This is a genomic window from Nitrincola lacisaponensis (assembly GCF_000691225.1).
Taxonomy (GTDB): Bacteria; Pseudomonadota; Gammaproteobacteria; order Pseudomonadales; family Balneatricaceae; genus Nitrincola; species Nitrincola lacisaponensis.
In genome coordinates this window covers 44,137-62,312 of sequence record NZ_JMSZ01000016.1, presented here as the reverse complement: position 1 = coordinate 62,312, position 18,176 = coordinate 44,137, and the positions used below count along the sequence as shown (strand labels likewise).

Sequence of the window (18,176 nt, the reverse complement as noted above, 5' to 3'; positions counted from 1 at the left end):
TCAGCGCCGCGGTGATTCGAGAATATGCATGACGATACGACTGAGCACTTCACCTACATAGCTGAGAAACAGCGTACCCTGACTGCTCTGAAAATAATCCGGATCAAAGCTGCCGATCGCCAGCAATCCAAGCGTCTCCCCCTTCACCAGCGGTACCACCGCCGCAGACTGAATCCGCGCGGCATTCTCCTGAAACAGAAAGCGGTTCATCGCTTCCGACAGCTGTCCACAACTGGGCAGACTGGTTTCAATCAAGGGCTGCACCAGGCTGCAGTCAGCACGGCTGAGAATACGTAGACTGTTTACATCGAAGGGTGTATCGCTGAACAATATCAGTCGTGCATCATCGCCATAGAAGTCCTGGCACAGGCTTTCTTCGACGGCAATTGCCACATCATCCAGCGTCTGAGCCTCCAGCAGCGACAGCACCATACGCTTGGTCTTGTCGAACTGCACGTCATTGTGACGGGCAATCTCGATCAGCTCAGACAGATGACCATGCAGTTTCTGATTGCGTTCACGCAACAAGGATGTCTGACGCTCCACCAGAGACACCGCTGTACCACGCTGATGGGGTACATAGAGCTTTTCCAAAAGCCAGGCATGCGCATCAAAAAACTCTGGATGCCCTGCCAGATACTCAGCTACCTGGGCAGCCGTGATTGTCTCTGCAGTAGTATCCGGTGTATCTATTGCTTGCTGTGTCATAGGTAAATCTGCCCCTCATACACGGTGGTGGCTGGCCCTGTCATCAATACAGGCTGCCCCTGTCCTTTCCAGCTGATCTGCAACTCGCCACCTGGCAACTCAACACAGACCGTTTCATCAAGCAACCCACGCAAGCGTCCAGCAACAACAGCCGCACATGCACCGGTACCACAGGCACGAGTTTCGCCGACACCGCGCTCGAATACACGTAATTTAACCCGATCGGGTGACAGAATCTGCATAAAACCGACATTCACCCGCTGCGGAAAGCGTGGATGACACTCAATCACCCGACCCAACTGTTTGACGGGCGCCTGCGCGACATCGTCAACCAGCAGCACACAGTGAGGATTACCCATGGAAACAGCCGATACATCATATGATGTTCCCTCTACCTCAAGACTGTAAACCTCAGCCTGACGCTCAGCCGCAAACGGAATCTCAACCGGCTGCAGAATGGGAACCCCCATATCAACCTGTATCTGACGGTCCTGCAGCACTTTCAACACCGCACTACCCTTGGCAGTCTCGACCTGAATTTCCTGTTTTACAGTTAAACGGCGCTCACGTACAAATCGGGCAAAGCAACGTGCGCCATTGCCACAGTGCTCCACTTCCGAGCCATCCGCATTGAAAATACGATAACGGAAGTCCATATCCGGACGACTTGGCGGCTCAACCAGAAGCAACTGGTCAAACCCCACCCCGGTATGGCGGTCGGCCAGGCGCTTGACTGTCTCCGGCGTCAGACGGACGCGCTGCGCGACCGCATCGATAACCATAAAGTCATTGCCCAGACCATGCATTTTACTGAAACGTACCAGCATGTTGTTCTCCGCTCAGTCATCCGATGGCAGCAGCTGTTCACCCTGCATCAGATCACTGATTTTCTCGCGCTCACGAATGACATAGACCTGCTCATCATCCACCATCAGCTCAACAGGACGTGGACGGCTGTTGTAGTTGGATGCCATGACAAAGCCATAGGCACCTGCCGAGCACACGGCCAGCAAATCACCAGCCTGCAGACGCAACTCGCGGTCTTTACCCAGGAAGTCACCGGTTTCACACACAGGTCCAACCAGATCCCAGCGACGTGATGGTACATCGTCATTGAGCTGAACCGGGATGATTTCCTGATAGGCACTGTAGAGTGACGGGCGAATCAGATCATTCATCGCTGCATCAATAATGGCGAAGTGTTTTTCACCTGTCTGCTTCAGGAACTCGACGCGGGTAAGCAACACGCCTGCATTGGCAACAATCGAGCGCCCAGGTTCAAAAATCAGAGTCAGCGGGCGATCACCGATACGCTCCAGCATCGCTTCGACAAAGGCTTCTGCTGAAGGCGGTGTCTCATCGGTATAGCAGACACCGAGACCACCACCCAGATCAAGATGATGAATGACGATACCCTGTGCTGCCAGACGATCGATCAGCGCCAGCAACCGGTCCAACGCATCCAGGAAAGGACTGATTTCCGTCAGCTGGCTGCCAATATGGCAATCCATACCCACAACTTCGACACCCGGCAGTGCAGCTGCACGTCGGTAAACGGCCTCAGCCTGGTCAATATCTATACCAAACTTGTTTTCTTTCAGGCCAGTTGATATATACGGATGCGTACCGGCATCCACATCAGGATTCACACGGAAAGATACCCGTGCCACCTGGCCAGCCTCCAGAGCAACATCATTGACGCGATCCAGTTCGGCATCTGATTCGATGTTGAAACAGAAAATACCCAGCTCCAGCGCCCGGCGAATCTCGGCAGGCTGCTTGCCAACACCGGAAAACACCACCTTCGCCGGATCACCACCGGCACGCAGAACACGCTCCAGCTCACCCAGCGAAACGATATCGAATCCGGCCCCCAAACGTGCCAGCAGGTTCAGCAAGGCAATATTGGAGTTTGCCTTGACTGCATAGCAAATCAGCGCATCGCGTCCATTCAAGGCATTGGCATAAGCCATATAGGCACGTTCAATCGCCTCACGCGAATATACATAAGCGGGTGTACCCTGTGTTTCCGCTACCTGAGCGAGAGACACCTCTTCACAAAAAAGCACACCATCACGGTATTCAAAACTGTCCATTCACTCTCTCATTCGCCCTGCTGGGTCGCGACATCGGGTTGATCCGGCAAATACAGCGGCCCTTTTTGGCCACAGCCACTCAACAGCAGCAGACTGGCAAACACCACCGACCACACAAGTCTCATACTGAACCACCTTCAGGGCTGATCATCGGATTAAACCCGGGATTATAACCTGATGTAGCCTGTGATGGGCAGAGCTGCAGATCAGAACGGCAAGGATTTGATAGTGCTATGTAAAACAACCTCTGCTGATCTATAGTACAAGCGTTTAGTTCTTCCTGAGAGGAAACAGCCATGCTGACCCAACTACGAATGACGCCCCGATTGATTCTGATCACCAGTATTCCCCTGGCACTCTGCCTGTTGCTGGCTGCCTATGCTGTCATTTCGCATACCAGCCGGACGGTGGCAGCTCAGGGTGAAGAAGCGGCAAGGATGGTTGCCTCCAGAAGCGCTAACGATGTCAGTGCCTGGGTTCAATCACGCCTGACTGTGATTCAGACACTGGCACGCACGGCACCCTTTACCCGGGGCGATACCGATGAAATTTTCGAATTTGTAAAAGACTATGGGCAGCGCATGGGGGGCGACTTTGAGGTCATGTTCTTTGTTGACCTCGAAGGCAACGCCTATCATCACAATGGCAATATCGCCAGCCGGGCTGATCGCGGTTACTTTCAGCAGCTCATTGTCCAACGAAATCATACGTCACTGGTCAGTGACCCGCTCTACTCAGGCACCACCGGTAATGCCATCGTGGTCCTGGCACAATCTGTCTTTGATCGGTCAGGGCGACTGATTGGCTTATTGGCAGCTACGGTAACGCTGGACACTCTGACGCAACAGGTCGATGCAGCTTCCAGCGAGCAAGCCCGCGCCTGGCTAATCGACTCACGTGGTATCTATATAGCCCACCCTGAAGCTCAACGCAGGATGCAAGACAACGCAGTTGAATCAGGCCAGCCAGAATATGCCGCGCTCGGGCGTCGCATGATTGCTGGCGAGACCGGCATTGCCGAGTTAAAACTGGATAAGCAGCAGCGCTCAGTCATTGCCTACCAGCCCGTCTCTGGCACCCAGGGATGGTCCATGGCTGTTGCGCTCCCCTACGATCATGTCATGGCTGCTGCCTTGAATCTGCGCCTGTCATTGATCGCCGCATTCAGTATCACCCTGTTGGTACTGATCGTGATTATCGTGCTGGTATCACGCATGATTGTAAAACCCATCAACGAGACCCGCTCTGCACTGGACCAGATTGCTGCAGGTGATGGTGACCTGACCCAACGACTTAGCGAAGAGCGTCAGGATGAACTGGGTGACCTGGCCCGAAGCTTCAACCGCTTCGTCAGCGGTGTGCAATCCATTATAAAACAGGTCTCTGAAGCAGCCATCCAGCTGGGCTCAGCGGCAGAGCAACTGGCAGCTTCCAGTCAGGTGACCAATCAGCAGGTTCAGCAACAGAGCCACGAAACCACGCTGGCAGCGTCTTCAATGACAGAAATGGCCGCATCCATCACTCAGGTCGCCAGCAACGCTGCACATGCGGCGCAGTCAGCAGAACGTTGTAACCAGAATGTGCGCGAAGGCGATGCTGTAGTACAGAAAAATGCCAGCGAAGTGGGCGCTCTATCTCAGGAGGTTCAGCATGCTGTCACAGTGATGCAGAAGCTGCAGGAAGACACTGAATCGATAGGTACGGTGCTGGCAGTAATTCGCGGCATTGCAGAGCAAACCAATCTGCTGGCACTGAACGCAGCCATTGAGGCCGCGCGCGCAGGTGAGCATGGGCGTGGATTTGCTGTCGTCGCTGACGAAGTCAGAACGCTGGCAACACGGACACAAAGCTCGACAGAAGAAATCCGTGGCATTATCGAAAAACTGCAAAATGCCTCACATCAGGCAGCAGACGTCATGAATAACAGTTATACCAAAGCCCATGTCGCCGTCGAATGTGCCGGGCAGGCATCGGAAAAGCTGCAGGATATTACCGGAGTCATTGCTACCATCAATGATATGAATACCCAGATCGCCAGCGCAACGGAAGAACAGGCGGCGGTGGCCGATGATGTCAGCCATACACTGGTGCGCATCAGCAGCAGTGTCGAGCAGTTATCCACAGGTGCGAATCATATTGCTGCCGCCAGCGATGAAATCGCACAGCTGGCAAATCAGCTACAGACTCGGGTAGGACGCTTCAAGGTCTAATCAGACCTGCAGCAATGCCGGGTGAGCTGTCAGACAGACACCTTGCTGCTGCATACGCCTGCCGAAGACATCGCTGGACAGATAGTCCAGCTCCAGCTGCCGGGTTCGTGCCAATCCGGTTACCGCAGTACCTGTGGCACCTGGATGGCACATAATCAAACCACCTTCGGGTAATTGCTGCATCCAACCATGCAGCAGCTCAGGAAAATCAGCTTCCGGCTGCAGTGAATAGAGTCCGGCAAAGGCCTGCGTCAACGGGATATGCTGACGTTGTAGCTGGCTGGTAAACCCTGCCGCCATCACGCGTAACACGCCGGCTTTCAGCCGTGAATCATGACCACTGAAAGGCGGGTTGACCCGCCTTACCCAGGGCAACGACTGTGGATAACGCTGCTGCAATACCTCTGCCAACACCTGCCGCACACCCGGAAAGATCTGTACATGCTGATGCCCATCAACAAAATCCGGCACGACACCCAGTGCAGTTTCAAAATCATCCAGTTGCCGTTGCAGTTCATCCCTGACCCAGTCACGATCAAGGCGACGCGTTAATGCCTGCTGCATCAACTGGCCCAAGGGCAGCGCCCGGGACGACTCGGTCAAGTTAAAATGCAGTCCGATAGCAACCTGCTGATGATAGGGTTTCAGTGCAGTGGCATATTGATGCCAACCCGGCAAACAGGTCATACAACTGACAGCAGACAAGCGCTGCTGCGCCAACAACTGAAGAATACCTTCATTGATTCCGGCAGACAGGCCAAAGTCATCCGCGCATAACACCAGCGATTTCATGCGGCAAAGGCCCAGAAACGACTGAACAGATAGGTCAATACAGCCACGATACCCAACACCAGCAACAGCGCCACATCATAGCGCAGAGGGGTCAGCATCAGCAGCAATGCATACAGCGCCTCATTAACGGCAAAACTGCCCAGGGCAACGCTGGCAAAACGCGGCAGAGTGCGCGAATGATTCAGCGCATCGGCCTTGAAGGTCAGCTTGCGGTGACCAAAATAGCTGACATTAAACGCGACAGCAAAGCCGAACACATTGGCAATCAAAGGGGGCATACCCAATGGCACCAGCAAGCGAACAACCAGCCAGTGCACGATCAGCGCGCTGATACCCACCAGTGCAAAACGTGACACCTGAGCCAACATCAGGACTCAGGCTCCTCTGCATCACGTTTCATCTCCGGACGTAGCGGATGGTGATCGGAAATCAGGTACACAGGACGTGCTTTGACCTCGGAAAAAATGCGTGCCACATATTCGCCCAGCACGCCCACCGACAATAACTGCACGCCACCCAGAAAACCGATACCGGCAACCAGCGTCGGCCAGCCAGGTACATCGACACCCCAGATCAGGGTGCGCAAGACGATCACCACCGCATAGGTAATCGACAACAGCGAAATGCCGGCACCAATAAACATCCACATGCGCAGTGGCGTACTGCTGAAAGCCGTAATACCGGTCAGTGCCAGAGATGACAAACGCCTGATACCGAAAGAGGTCTGCCCACTGAAGCGGGGGTTAACCTGAAAAGGTACACCGATGCTGCGAAATCCGACCCAGGCGAACAGTCCTTTCATCATGCGTTTGCGTTCCGGCAAGGCCCGCAAAGCCCGGACAACCTTGGCGTCCAGCATGCGAAAATCACCGGCATCCGCCTGAATCTCAACATCAGCGCTCTGGCTGAGCATATGGTAAAAGTAACGTGTCAAACGGCGCTTGATCGGATGCTCATCGGAGCGATCCGAACGTATGCCGTAAATCATGTCGTAGCCTTCCAGCCAATGCTGGTAGAACTCTTCCAGCACTTCTACCGGATGCTGCATATCTGAATCCATCAGAATCACCAGATCACCATCGGCATGATCCAGTCCGGCGCTCATGGCCGCTTCTTTACCAAAATTACGCGACAGTCGTATCAACGACACCGGGTAGCTTTCTGCCAGCGCAATCGCAACCGCCGACGTGGCGTCACGGCTGCCATCATCCACGACCAGCAACTCAAAACGCTCTGAGAGACGCGGTAAATACTCGCACAGCAGCGGAATCATCACTTTGAGATTTTCGGCCTCATTGTATGCTGGCAAAATACAGGTAATTGCCGGAGCTCCCTTTAATTGACGAGGGGTCAGGGAGGCATCTGATTCCGAAGTGTGTTGTGTTATTTTGTCGGCCATGCTTCTATCCAGTATCAAGTCCTAGAGACTGCGGGGGATAATGGTAAACTATCTGTTAAATTTTCGCACCGGATACGCCATAAATCCCATGATCAGTCGCATACTTTATACCTGCCTTTTACATTTGCTGCTGCCTTCCATTTTGGTCAGGCTCTGGTGGCGGGGGCGTCAGGCACCCGCCTATCGGCAACGCTGGCAAGAGCGTCTGGGGCTGACGCCAGCATTGCAAACCAACGCAGCACCGCTGTGGATACACGCCGTTTCGGTAGGTGAAGTACAAGCCATTGCAACACTGGTCAAACGCCTGCAGCAACGCTTTCCGGATCTGCCGATCCTGATTACCACCATGACCCCGACGGGTGCTGACAGGGTCGTGCAACTGTTCGGTAATGAGGTTGAACACCGCTATTGCCCCTACGACCTGCCCTGGGCCATGCGAAACTTTCTGAAGATCGCCCGACCACGCGCCTGCCTGATTGTGGAAACTGAGCTCTGGCCCAACTTTCTGCGTCAGTGCAAGCAGCTGAAAATCCCCGTACTGCTGGCCAATGCGCGCCTGTCTGAGCGTTCAGCTCGCGGCTACGCCCGCTTTCCCGGACTGACACACCAAATGCTCTCCCAGCTCTCACATCTGGCGGCTCAGGGCGAAGCGGATGCACAGCGTTTTCAGGCACTCGGCATGGATTCGTCACGACTCAGCGTCACCGGCAGTATCAAGTTTGACGTTGCCATTCAACCTGAATGGGCAACCCAGGCCCAACAACTGCGTCAGCTCTGGGGTACGGAACGCCCTGTGGTGCTGGCTGCCAGCACCCACGATGACGAAGAAGCACAGTTACTCAGCGTTCTCCCTGCCCTGCTCGAGCAACACCCATCTCTGTTGCTGGTACTGGCACCTCGCCACCCGGAGCGCTTTGACGAGGTCGCAGCACTCTGCAACACCACGGGTCTGGAAACCCTGCGGCGTAGCCAGAGTGAGCAGCCATCTCCTGCAACCCGGATTTATCTGGCCGACACCATGGGTGAGCTGATGATTTTCTGCAGTGCCGCGGATGTGGTGTTTGTCGGCGGCTCCCTGATCGAGCGTGGTGGCCATAACCCGCTAGAACCGGCATTACTGGGAAAACCGGTGATCTGCGGTCAACATACCTTTAATTTTGCCGCCATTACTGCGGGTCTGAAAGACGCGGGTGCACTGGTACAGGTCGAGACAGCCCAACAACTGGCGGAACAGGTCAACCTGTGGTTGAAAGCAGACTCGGCGAGAGACGCCGCAGGAGCGGCCGCCAGCCGTTACGTTGCCAGTCATGCCGGTGCCCTGGCACGACTGGAGCATCAACTGGATACACTGCTGTAATTATTCGCAGGCCATTGCTGGTGGCAGGATCGCCCAATAGAGCGTTAAGGGTTCGGCATTCGAAACAGGCCAATCCAGCTGCAACTCACCCTGACGCGAGGGTTCGCCCAGCGCAGCAAGCGCTGCTGGCATAGCAGATTCCTGCCAGACCAATAGGGCACCTGTGTGGGCCAACTGCTGCGGTTCAATCCAGGGACTGTAATCAAACCGGCCCTCGACCAGTACAGAAGGCCGCTCTGCTGCTCGCAACGACACCAGCCCGCCGAGCCAATATTCAGCAGCAACGACACGTAACGGACACAGGGTATCCGCTTGCCACTCCCGCTCCAGTTGGGTTGCCATGGCCTTGTCCGGCCAGCCGGTCCGGGATGGTTTGTCTTTCAGGTACGGCAGCAGACTCATATCCACCAGACGCAGTGCAATCAGCAGCAGCACCATCACCCAGGTACCGCGCAATAAACGACGCTGAGCGATCACCGAGAGCGGCGTGATCCACCAGGAAACCAGCAACAGTCCTGACAGATTCCACATCGGCGTGCCCCACATGTCTCGCAAACCTGTCCCGGTCACACCTGCAACCAGAGCGGTCAGAAGTGCTGGCCCAAGCCCGATACAGATTAAAAACCAGCGCGCATCCGCATCGGCCTGATCACGTGACCAGATACCAGAGCGCAACAAGCCAGTGGCCGCCAGTAATAACAGCAACGGCAGATGATCCAGCAGCTGTACCAGCAGGAATTTCAGCGGACCAAACAGGTGTGCCTGTAAACCATTGCTGCCGTTAGAGCGTTGCTGCGCATATTGCAACGGCAGAAACTCATGTTGCACCAGCCATATCAGATGCGGCAGACACAATAGCAGCATCAATGCCACTGCGCTCCACAACGGCCATCGCAGTAACTGCTTGCGCCCGGAAGACCGGGTCAACAGATGCAAAAACAAAACCGCCAGCAGCACCAGTGTGACATATTTGGTTAACAGTCCCAGTGCCGCACAGAAGCCTAATAACAACCAGTCACGGTAATGCTCACTGTGCAGTGCCCGGTGATAATAGAATACTGCCGCCGCCCAGATCGGCATCTGCGCGATGTTGTGGTTGTACTCAGGACTGGGCCAGGTGAAGTAATACACGCCCAGTAGCAGCAGCGTACCCAGAGCGGCCTGTTCCCGCCCGAGCAAACGCAGCCCCAGACGCCAGACATAGACAAAGGTAATCAGCAGGCTCAGCTGACTTAACACAAAAGGCCCCAGATCACCCAGTCCCATCCAGGACAGATTCACCAGCCAGGCAGGTAAAGGTGGATGCTTATAGTAGCCCCACTGCCACTCTTGCCCCCAGAACAAACCCTCTACGACATCCAGTGGCAAACTGTAAACACTGAGCCAGGGCAGCAATGTCCAGAGCAACGCATTCAGCAGGAGCAGCAACCAGACCTGATGCGTAGTATCGCCCAATGCACGCCAGTGCTTCATTCAGTCACCTTGCTCTCAGTCCTGATTAAACTGCATCTTATAGAGGCGTGCATAACTGCCGCCCTGTGCCAGCAGCTCTTCATGGCTACCTTGTTCAATCACCACGCCCTGCTCCATCACCAGAATGCGGTCGGCACGCTCGATCGTCGAGAGACGATGTGCGATCACCAACGTACTACGATCCTGTATCACATGTTCCAGCGCGGTCTGGATAAAGCGCTCAGATTCCGTATCCAGCGCCGAAGTCGCTTCATCCAGAATCAACAACGGGGCATCCTTAAGCAAGGCACGTGCAATGGCAATGCGCTGGCGCTGGCCACCGGAGAGTAACAGGCCATTTTCACCAATCAGCGTATTCAACCCCTGAGGCAAGCGCTCGGTAAACTCGGTGACCATAGCGGCATCGGCCGCTGCACGAATCGCCGCATCTGAGGCCCCGGCCAACGCACCATAGGCAATGTTTTCCGCAATAGTGCCTTCAAACAGCACCACATGCTGATTCACCAGCGCGATCTGACTGCGCAGACTCTCCAGGGTATATTCCGACAGTGGACGGTCATCCAGCAGAATTTCGCCTTCTTTCACATCATAAAAGCGCGGCAACAATCCAGCCAGTGTCGACTTGCCACTGCCGGAACGCCCAACCAGCGCAACCGTTTCACCCGGTTCGATGCGAAAACTGACCTGTTTCAAAGCAGGCCCCTCACTATCAGGGTAACTGAAAGACACTTCACGAAACTCGACCCGACCCTGCGCTGAGGTCAGTGTTACCGCACCGGTATTGCGCTCAGGCTGCTCATCAAACAGCTTGAAAAAGCTTTCAGCTGCTGCGACACCTTTTTGCACCGTACTGTTAATTTCAGTCAACTGACGAATGGGTTTGGCCATCAGGGAGGCAGCCGAAATAAAGGCTATAAACTGGCCGGTGGTCATCGACGCCAGGAGCGCAGGCGACATGGCAATATAGGTGAGCAGCGCAACCACCGCGGCCACCAGCATTTGTATAACGGGTGTAGTAATCGACTGAGTCACCACCATCTTCATAAACTGCCTGCGGTTGCGCTCCGACACACGATTGAAACGTGCACGCTCCGCTTCAGCTCCACCAAACACTCGCACCACCTGGTATCCCTTGATCGCTTCCGAGGCAGCCGAAGAAATATCGCCCACAGAGTCCTGTATACCATGACTGAGGCGCCGCAGACGCTTGGACGCCAGCGCGACGACTGCGCCGACCAAGGGTGCGATCGCGACGAACAACAGGGTCAGCTTCCAGTTCAGATAGAGCATATATCCAAACAGCCCGATCACTGTCAGCCCTTCACGAACGGCTGTTTTCAATGCATCAGTCGCCGCACCTGTGACCTGTTCGACGTTATAAGTCAAGCGCGACAACAACTCAGCGGAGGTATGCCGTTGATAGAATGCACAGGGTAATACCAGCAGGTGATCAAACATCTGACAGCGCAAGCGACTGACAACCGCACGCGCCACGTAAGAGAAACCATAGTTACCCAATAAGGTCCCTAGGCCCCGCACCAGAAAAATCAGAATAATCGCCAGCGCCAACCAGACACGCTGATCCAGGTTGCCGCTTTCAACCGCATCAATAAAGCCTTCCAGCCACTTGGCGGCTGCTGTCTGAGAGGCGGCGTAGAGGGCAAAACCGATGAACGCCAATATAAACATCGGCCAATGCCCGCGCACATAACTCAGCAGCCGCCAGTATACATCCCAGCCACTGACCACCTCATTTTCCGCACTTTTCCGCATATATTTCTCTTACCGATCACTCATACAAAAGGCGTAGTATAACTGCACAGAGCGGAGATAACAGGTTAGAATGTGGTACAGCTTGTTCTGAATCAGTGAAAATACGCCCGTGAAGACACCTCAGCAACCTCTCTCGCCCCTGAAACAGCTCCGCCTATGGCCCACCTGGTTATGGGTCAGTTTGCTGCGTTTACTCGTGCGCCTCCCTTATCGCTGGCAAATGCACATTGGTAGTTTCTTTGGCCAGTTACTTTACCTGCTGGCACGCGATCGTCGCCATGTCACTGAGACCAATATTCGTCTGTGCTTTCCCGAACTTTCCCGCGCTGAACAACAGCAGATGGTACGTGACGTATTTCACCACAATGGTATCGGCCTGATGGAAGCAGCCATGGCCTGGTGGGCACCGGACACCTGGTTTCGTGACCGTGTAACGCTGAAGGGGAAAGAGCATATCGATGCAGCGCTTGCCAAAGGTCGCGGCGTGATTTTGCTAGGTGCGCACTTTTCAACTCTGGATCTGGGTGGACTACTGTTCAATTTTCACTATCCAGTGGATGCAATGTACCGTCGTAACAACAACCCACTGCTGGAGCAGGTCATCACGCAAGGGCGCAAACGCTTTTTCGGTCAGGTGATCGAACGCTCGGATATCCGCAGTGTGATCCGTAACCTGAAAAAAAATCACATCATCTGGTATGCACCGGATCAGGATTTTGGCCTGCACCAATCAGTCATGGCCCCCTTCTTCGGTATTCCTGCTGCCACCATCACAGCAACCTCGCGCATGGTCAGCTTAAATCAATCACCGATCCTGATGCTGGCACAACATCGACGTGAAGACGGCCAGTATGAACTGGAGCTGTTTCCTATCATTGACCCCTTTCCAACCGGGGATGATGTGCAGGATGCAACACGCATCAATGCTGAAATTGAGCGAGCCATTCGCAAGGATCCCGCCCAGTACATGTGGGTACACCGGCGATTCAAGAGTCACCCGCAGGGCAAAAACTTTCTCTATCGCCGATCAAAATAGCAGAACCTTCAGGACAGCAACCAGGACAAGGGTTCTACACGCCGAGGAGGCACCTGACCTGGCGATTCAATAAACAGCTTTGACCAGATGGCAAACTGCAGCAGAGCGGCCAGAGGCTCCACCAGCGACTTATCCAAAGGACCCGGCTGTTTCAGACTTGCCCTCAGGGCGGCTGGTTCCAGTATTTCCTGAAGCGCTGCCGACTGCGTCAGTGCCAACGCCAGCTGTGTACGATCCAGGGACTGCACCCAATCCACGACCGGCACCGAAAACCCGCGCTTGCGTCCCATTGAATTCACTCCAGACTGCTGCTGGAGCCAGGCACGGGGGACCTGTTTACCGATACGCCCCTGTATTTTCAGGGAAGCAGGCAAAGACAAACCAAACAACACCAGCTCATGATCCAGAAACGGCACCCGTCCCTCGACACCCTGAACCATCAACATGCGATCAGCCTTGGTGAGCAAATCATCCGCCAGCCAGGTCTGCATGTCGGTATACTGCTGCTTTTGCAAATCTTCCAGCGCAGCAGCCTCCTGCCAGGACTGCTGAAACGGCTGCCGCCAGTCCTGCTGCATCTGACGCCGCCAGTGTGATTTCAGCCAGGCTGCAGGCAAGGCTTTATCGAAGCGTCCCCGGGTACGAAAACCACCAGTTCCCGGTGATCGCAAGGCATATAACCAGCGCTGCAGACGCGGCATGCGATAACGCCCATACCCGGCGAACACCTCATCACCACCCTCACCGGTCAGTACCACTTTATGTGACACAGAAGCGGCCTCTGCCAGCAACAGGGTCGGTAAGGCAGCAAAATCGCCCATCAGCTCATCTGTTGCCCAAATGGCGTACACCAGATGATCAAACAGGGTGATAGGATTCACCCGAATAACATCCAGCTCGATACCACAGGTCTTGGCCATTTCGGCTGCGGCAGTTGCCTCATCCTGTACCGACTGGCTGTCAAAACCAAGGCTCCAGGCCTTGGGAGTCCCTGACTGGGCAGGCAATCGCGCCAGCTGTGTTGCCAGAATACTGGAGTCCACACCACCCGACAGAAACAAACCGACAGGTACATCCGCGCGCAAATGCTCAGTCAGCGCTCGATTCAACAGCTGATCAAAACACGCTACCGCCTCCGGCAGTTGACCGCTAAAGACCGGCTGACGCGCCAACTCATCCGCCAGCGACCACCACTGAGACAGTGTGATCTGTCCATTGGCATCGATTCTCAGACGCCCCCCGGGTGGTAATCGCCGGATTGATTTAAAAGCGGTCTGCTCGCCACTGGCAAAATTGATCTGCAAAAACCGCCCCACCGCTGAGGCTTCAATACCGGCAATCGATGGCAGCAATGGCAGCAGTGCTTTGGTTTCAGAGGCGAAGGCGATACCGCCAGGCACCTCCATGTAATACAGTGGTTTGATACCAAATCGGTCCCGCACCAGCGTCAGGGAACGGTCTGTTTTATCAAACAAGGCCAGCGCAAACATCCCCTTGAGCTGCGCAGCAAACCCCGTTGGATCACGCTCAGCCAATGGCAGAATCACTTCACAATCGGAATGGGTTGAAAAACGGTTACCCTGTGCAGACAGCGAAGCCCGCAACTCCACATGATTATAAATTTCACCATTCGCGACCAGAACCTGTTCACCACTCTGACTGTACAAAGGCTGCTGCCCCTGTTGCAGATCAATAATCGACAAACGTGCATGCAACAGCACCAGATCCTGATCCAGAAACTGCCCCTGTCCATCAGGCCCGCGGTGTGCCAGAGCATCAAGCATCGGCAGCGTTGCGGCCAGAGAAACCTCCCGACCGGGTGTATATAAACCGGCAATCCCACACATTCAGCGAGTCCCCTGCAAGAGCTGTTGATACAAATCCTGATACGCATCCAGAATCACCCGCTCACTGAAGCCGGCATCCAGCGCCTGCATACCCTGCTCGATCAAACTCTGACGCTGGTCAGGCGAAGCCTGTAACAGTGACTGCATCTGTGCGGCCATCTGCTGCGGATCATCAATATCACACAGCAAACCGGAAACACCATCCTCAATCAGCTCCAGTGCGCCATGACTGCGTGTCGACACCAGCGGACAACGATGCGCCCAGGCTTCCAGCAACACATTCCCTAAGGGTTCATGTCTCGACGGGCAGACAAACAGATCTGCCAGATAAAAGTAGGGACTGGGATTACGCTGCCAGCCCAGCCAGTGGATACGTGATGCCGCTGGAGAGGCCGCCGCCTGGGCAGTCAGGGCATCCTTTAATGGCCCATCACCAGCCAATAACAGATGGATTGGGCGACCACCCAGAGATTCAGGCAAGCACTCCAGGGCGCGAATCAAGGTATCAAAGCCTTTATTTTCATGCAGTCGTCCCAACGCAAACACAACTAGCGCGTCCTCAGGCACACCAGTCTGCTGACGAACAGCCTGCAGCTCAGATGCATGAAGAGGCGCTGGTAACGGCACGAAATTACTGATATGTGATACCCGCGAAGCAGGCACTCCGGATTGCACCAGATAGTCACAAATCGCCCGGGTATTACCGACCAGGGCATGCGCATGCTGATACTGGGCCGGATCATAAAAGCCACCTAAGCGAGCCACATGTATTGGCCCTTTCGCCGGATTCAAATGCACCAGCCGGGTCGCGCGACCCATCCAGGTCTGTACGATCTGCGGTTGATGGCGGCGAATCAGACGAGACAAACCAAAGCGGGAAAACGGATCAAATACACTGCGCATGGCGGTCGTTTCCATGGGCGGAACCAGCGCCGCATTTAACGCACTCGACGGCGGTGTAATCGCTACAGAAGACAAATGTTCAGAACGCACAAACGCCTCATGCAGCCGGATAAAAAAACTTTCCGCACCGCCGAGCTTCTTGCTGCCGATTATCTGAAGTGTACTAATCCTGGGCATTACCCCTCCACTGCCATGTCGGGGTTGCTATCTACCGACAATCATCTGAAAATGCATAGCGATTATAGCAAACCCCATTTCAGATCCCATATAAATCCGGACCCTCTATGACCTCAACACAACTGCCTGTCAGTGTCACCCTGATCACCCTGAATGAAGCAGACCGTATTGCGGACGCCATCCTGAGTGTTCGAGACTGGGTCAGTGAGGTGGTTGTGATTGACTCAGGTAGTACCGATGATACTGTTCAGGTCGCTGAAGCACTGGGCGCACGGGTCCTCTACAATCCCTGGCCTGGTTATGGACAGCAAAAACGTTTTGCTGAAGACCAGGCAACGGAAGACTGGATACTCAATATCGATGCCGATGAACGCATCCTGCCAGAGTTGCAGCAAGAGCTGCAGCAACTGTTTCAACAACCTGACCGCCTGGCAGAGGGCTACCATGTAGCGATACACGACCGCCTGTATCTGACAGATCGTTTAAGTAGTTACACCCCCTATAACCCGGTACGTCTATATCGTAAAAGCTGTGGCCGTTATAGCGACAGTCCGGTCCATGACCGCGTGATCATGCAGGATGGTGCCTCAACCGGGCAATTGAAGGGACGTATTGCGCACGACTCGCTGCGCAGCTTCAGTCATCGCCTGGACAAGATGAATGCCTATACCGATGCTCAGGCACGTGACATGCTGAACAAAGGGCGAAAACCTTCCCGCATTCGCATGGTCATCGACTTCTGGATATCCTTTATCAGTGGCTACTGCTTCAGGGGATACTGGCGTGGCGGCCTGATGGGCTACATCTATGCCATGAACTTTGCCTACAGCCGCTTCTTGCGTCAGATCAAGCTGTATGAGCTGCATCAGCAAGCACAAAACGAACGGGCAGACAAATCATGAAGTATCTGGTGACAGGTGTAGCCGGTTTTATCGGAATGCACACCGCCTTGAGACTACTCCAGCAGGGTGAGCAGGTCATCGGACTCGACAACCTGAATGAGTATTATGATCCAGCCCTGAAGTCCTACCGTCTCGGCCAACTACAGGAATATCCACAGTTTCAGTTTATCAAGGCTGATCTGGCTGACCGTGAAGCCATGGACAGCCTGTTTCAGACGCACGGGTTCCAACGCGTCATCCATCTGGGCGCACAGGCAGGCGTTCGCCACTCACTGAACGCGCCTTTTGCCTATGCCGACAGCAACCTGACCGGAACGCTGAGTATTCTGGAAGGCTGCCGACACCATCAGGTCGAGCATCTGGTGTTTGCGTCATCCAGCTCGGTATACGGGATGAACAGCAAGGTACCCTTCAGTGAAGAGGACCCGGTTGACCATCCGGTTTCACTCTATGCCGCCACCAAAAAATCCAACGAGCTGATGGCCCATGCCTATGCACATCTGTACCGACTCCCGGTCACAGGATTGCGTTTTTTTACTGTCTATGGACCGGCCGGACGACCCGATATGGCACCCTGGCTGTTCACCGAAGCACTGCTGCACAACCGCCCGATCAAAGTTTTCAACCATGGAAAAATGCAACGCGACTTTACCTATATCGACGATATCGTCGAAGGCATTCTGCGCATTCAGGCTCGACCGCCCCAGGCAGAAAAAAGCGACCCGGCACCCTACCGCATTTGCAATATAGGTAATAACCAACCGATTGAGCTAAGTCGATTTATTCAGGCGATTGAAACCGCCTGTGGCCGGGAAGCAGAAAAAATCTATCTGCCGATGCAGCCCGGCGACGTTCCTGTAACCTATGCTGATACCACACAGCTGGAACAACTGGTCAACTACAAGCCGACCACCACTATAGAGGCCGGTATCCAGGCATTCGTTGACTGGTACCGCACTTACCATAATATCTGACCATAACATCTGACTAACACCTAGCTAGCACCTGACTAGGCAGTCACTCGCCGGACAAATGCAGAGCAGATGCAACACCGAGTTGCTGCGCCAACGCTTCTATCACTGCCTGATCCGGTCCACTACCAGCAATATGCAACTCCAGTGCACAGCGATCCTTTAGCAGCGCCACAGCCCTTTGATGGCTTGAGACAAAGCAAAAGCAGCACGTGAGTTATGGCTCACAATCAGATCAGGTGATAACGTCTTGAGCATTCTGCGCAGCCTGAACAATACACGCTAATCATAATAGCCAGACACTCAGATAGAAAAACTTCGCATCAAAATAGCCCATGAATCCATACGCAGTTTTTCTCACCGTATCGAAAAATGAATACCTACTCTGACGCTCAGGTTCAGGATATGGTCGCCAAAGGACTTAAGCCATCCGTAGCGCGAATTCTGCTGGAGTTCTGGTTGTCATTTATTAAGCGCTATTTGCACAGAGGCCTGATAGGCTACATCTATGCAGTGAATTATGCTTATAGCC

17 protein-coding genes are annotated in these 18,176 nt (G+C 54.4%); 5 read left to right on the top strand and 12 right to left on the bottom strand.

Features of this window, described 5'->3' with window-relative positions; all coding sequences use genetic code 11:
- Genes ADINL_RS03555 through lptM form a run of 4 tightly spaced genes read right to left on the bottom strand, consistent with a single transcriptional unit; the run spans position 1 to position 2,929 of the window.
- Positions 1 to 708: a DUF484 family protein gene (locus tag ADINL_RS03555; protein ID WP_036544064.1), complete on the bottom strand. Its 708-nt coding sequence runs from the start codon at positions 706 to 708 to the stop codon at positions 1 to 3.
- Positions 705 to 1,535 carry a diaminopimelate epimerase gene (dapF, locus tag ADINL_RS03550; protein ID WP_036544062.1) on the bottom strand — a complete coding sequence of 277 codons (831 nt, stop codon included), beginning with the start codon at positions 1,533 to 1,535 and terminating at the stop codon, positions 705 to 707. The genes ADINL_RS03555 and dapF overlap by 4 nt, the downstream gene beginning before the upstream one ends.
- A gap of 12 nt (positions 1,536 to 1,547) precedes the next feature.
- A complete protein-coding gene (gene lysA / locus ADINL_RS03545) occupies positions 1,548 to 2,804 on the bottom strand; it encodes a diaminopimelate decarboxylase (protein WP_036544059.1) in 1,257 nt (418 codons plus the stop codon).
- Between the two features lie 8 nt (positions 2,805 to 2,812).
- A complete protein-coding gene (gene lptM, locus ADINL_RS16190; protein ID WP_084154383.1) occupies positions 2,813 to 2,929 on the bottom strand; it encodes an LPS translocon maturation chaperone LptM in 117 nt (38 codons plus the stop codon).
- A gap of 171 nt (positions 2,930 to 3,100) precedes the next feature.
- Between lptM and ADINL_RS15855 the strand changes: the two genes are divergently transcribed.
- Positions 3,101 to 5,014, top strand: coding sequence for a methyl-accepting chemotaxis protein (locus tag ADINL_RS15855; protein WP_051632532.1), 1,914 nt, complete (start codon positions 3,101 to 3,103; stop codon positions 5,012 to 5,014).
- On the opposite strand, the gene ADINL_RS03535 is transcribed toward ADINL_RS15855, so the two are convergent.
- The 3 genes from ADINL_RS03535 to ADINL_RS03525 are packed head-to-tail and all read right to left on the bottom strand — an operon-like array spanning position 5,015 to position 7,205.
- Positions 5,015 to 5,806: a ChbG/HpnK family deacetylase gene (locus ADINL_RS03535; RefSeq protein WP_051632531.1), complete on the bottom strand. Its 792-nt coding sequence runs from the start codon at positions 5,804 to 5,806 to the stop codon at positions 5,015 to 5,017.
- Entirely contained in the window at positions 5,803 to 6,174 is a 372-nt protein-coding gene (locus ADINL_RS03530; RefSeq protein ID WP_051632530.1) for a GtrA family protein, read from the bottom strand. The genes ADINL_RS03535 and ADINL_RS03530 overlap by 4 nt, the downstream gene beginning before the upstream one ends.
- Positions 6,174 to 7,205: a glycosyltransferase family 2 protein gene (locus ADINL_RS03525; RefSeq protein ID WP_084154382.1), complete on the bottom strand. Its 1,032-nt coding sequence runs from the start codon at positions 7,203 to 7,205 to the stop codon at positions 6,174 to 6,176. Before ADINL_RS03525 ends, ADINL_RS03530 begins: the two co-directional genes overlap by 1 nt.
- An 88-nt stretch (positions 7,206 to 7,293) precedes the next feature.
- Here ADINL_RS03525 and waaA point away from each other — a divergent pair, with 88 nt between their 5' ends.
- Entirely contained in the window at positions 7,294 to 8,562 is a 1,269-nt protein-coding gene (gene waaA / locus ADINL_RS03520; protein WP_239644326.1) for a lipid IV(A) 3-deoxy-D-manno-octulosonic acid transferase, read from the top strand.
- Here the strand turns inward: waaA and ADINL_RS03515 are convergent, their stop codons facing one another.
- Both ADINL_RS03515 and msbA read right to left on the bottom strand, forming a co-directional pair.
- A complete protein-coding gene (locus ADINL_RS03515; RefSeq protein WP_036544054.1) occupies positions 8,563 to 10,035 on the bottom strand; it encodes a glycosyltransferase family 39 protein in 1,473 nt (490 codons plus the stop codon).
- Positions 10,036 to 10,050: 15 nt separating this feature from the next.
- On the bottom strand, positions 10,051 to 11,808 hold the full coding sequence (gene msbA / locus ADINL_RS03510; RefSeq protein WP_036544053.1) for a lipid A export permease/ATP-binding protein MsbA: 1,758 nt from the start codon (positions 11,806 to 11,808) through the stop codon (positions 10,051 to 10,053).
- A gap of 109 nt (positions 11,809 to 11,917) precedes the next feature.
- On the opposite strand from msbA, the gene ADINL_RS03505 reads away from it, so the two are divergent.
- The gene (locus tag ADINL_RS03505) at positions 11,918 to 12,844 is read left to right on the top strand and encodes a lysophospholipid acyltransferase family protein (protein WP_051632529.1); all 927 of its coding nucleotides are present in this window, start codon (positions 11,918 to 11,920) and stop codon (positions 12,842 to 12,844) included.
- 8 nt (positions 12,845 to 12,852) lie between these two features.
- On the opposite strand, the gene asnB is transcribed toward ADINL_RS03505, so the two are convergent.
- Positions 12,853 to 14,691 (bottom strand): asparagine synthase (glutamine-hydrolyzing), encoded by a 1,839-nt coding sequence (gene asnB, locus ADINL_RS03500; RefSeq protein ID WP_084154381.1) that lies wholly within the window; start codon positions 14,689 to 14,691, stop codon positions 12,853 to 12,855.
- Positions 14,692 to 15,771, bottom strand: coding sequence for a glycosyltransferase (locus tag ADINL_RS03495; protein ID WP_036544051.1), 1,080 nt, complete (start codon positions 15,769 to 15,771; stop codon positions 14,692 to 14,694).
- 107 nt (positions 15,772 to 15,878) lie between these two features.
- On the opposite strand from ADINL_RS03495, the gene ADINL_RS03490 reads away from it, so the two are divergent.
- Entirely contained in the window at positions 15,879 to 16,673 is a 795-nt protein-coding gene (locus tag ADINL_RS03490) for a glycosyltransferase family 2 protein (protein ID WP_036544049.1), read from the top strand.
- Positions 16,670 to 17,647 carry an NAD-dependent epimerase gene (locus ADINL_RS03485; RefSeq protein WP_036544047.1) on the top strand — a complete coding sequence of 326 codons (978 nt, stop codon included), beginning with the start codon at positions 16,670 to 16,672 and terminating at the stop codon, positions 17,645 to 17,647. Before ADINL_RS03490 ends, ADINL_RS03485 begins: the two co-directional genes overlap by 4 nt.
- Positions 17,648 to 17,690: 43 nt before the next feature.
- Here the strand turns inward: ADINL_RS03485 and ADINL_RS16755 are convergent, their stop codons facing one another.
- Complete coding sequence (locus ADINL_RS16755; protein ID WP_161667731.1) at positions 17,691 to 17,819, bottom strand: glycosyltransferase family 4 protein; 129 nt, start codon at positions 17,817 to 17,819, stop codon at positions 17,691 to 17,693.
- Positions 17,820 to 18,176 lie beyond the last annotated feature (357 nt).

Excerpts from the sequence above, each read along its gene's own strand:
- ADINL_RS03555 (WP_036544064.1), bottom strand. The coding sequence starts at position 708 with ATGACACAGCAAGCAATAGATACACCGGATACTACTGCAGAGACAATC.
- dapF (WP_036544062.1), bottom strand. The coding sequence starts at position 1,535 with ATGCTGGTACGTTTCAGTAAAATGCATGGTCTGGGCAATGACTTTATG.
- lysA (WP_036544059.1), bottom strand. The coding sequence starts at position 2,804 with ATGGACAGTTTTGAATACCGTGATGGTGTGCTTTTTTGTGAAGAGGTG.
- lptM (WP_084154383.1), bottom strand. The coding sequence starts at position 2,929 with ATGAGACTTGTGTGGTCGGTGGTGTTTGCCAGTCTGCTGCTGTTGAGT.
- ADINL_RS15855 (WP_051632532.1), top strand. The coding sequence starts at position 3,101 with ATGCTGACCCAACTACGAATGACGCCCCGATTGATTCTGATCACCAGT.
- ADINL_RS03535 (WP_051632531.1), bottom strand. The coding sequence starts at position 5,806 with ATGAAATCGCTGGTGTTATGCGCGGATGACTTTGGCCTGTCTGCCGGA.
- ADINL_RS03530 (WP_051632530.1), bottom strand. The coding sequence starts at position 6,174 with ATGTTGGCTCAGGTGTCACGTTTTGCACTGGTGGGTATCAGCGCGCTG.
- ADINL_RS03525 (WP_084154382.1), bottom strand. The coding sequence starts at position 7,205 with ATGGCCGACAAAATAACACAACACACTTCGGAATCAGATGCCTCCCTG.
- waaA (WP_239644326.1), top strand. The coding sequence starts at position 7,294 with ATGATCAGTCGCATACTTTATACCTGCCTTTTACATTTGCTGCTGCCT.
- ADINL_RS03515 (WP_036544054.1), bottom strand. The coding sequence starts at position 10,035 with ATGAAGCACTGGCGTGCATTGGGCGATACTACGCATCAGGTCTGGTTG.
- msbA (WP_036544053.1), bottom strand. The coding sequence starts at position 11,808 with ATGCGGAAAAGTGCGGAAAATGAGGTGGTCAGTGGCTGGGATGTATAC.
- asnB (WP_084154381.1), bottom strand. The coding sequence starts at position 14,691 with ATGTGTGGGATTGCCGGTTTATATACACCCGGTCGGGAGGTTTCTCTG.
- ADINL_RS03495 (WP_036544051.1), bottom strand. The coding sequence starts at position 15,771 with ATGCCCAGGATTAGTACACTTCAGATAATCGGCAGCAAGAAGCTCGGC.
- ADINL_RS03490 (WP_036544049.1), top strand. The coding sequence starts at position 15,879 with ATGACCTCAACACAACTGCCTGTCAGTGTCACCCTGATCACCCTGAAT.
- ADINL_RS03485 (WP_036544047.1), top strand. The coding sequence starts at position 16,670 with ATGAAGTATCTGGTGACAGGTGTAGCCGGTTTTATCGGAATGCACACC.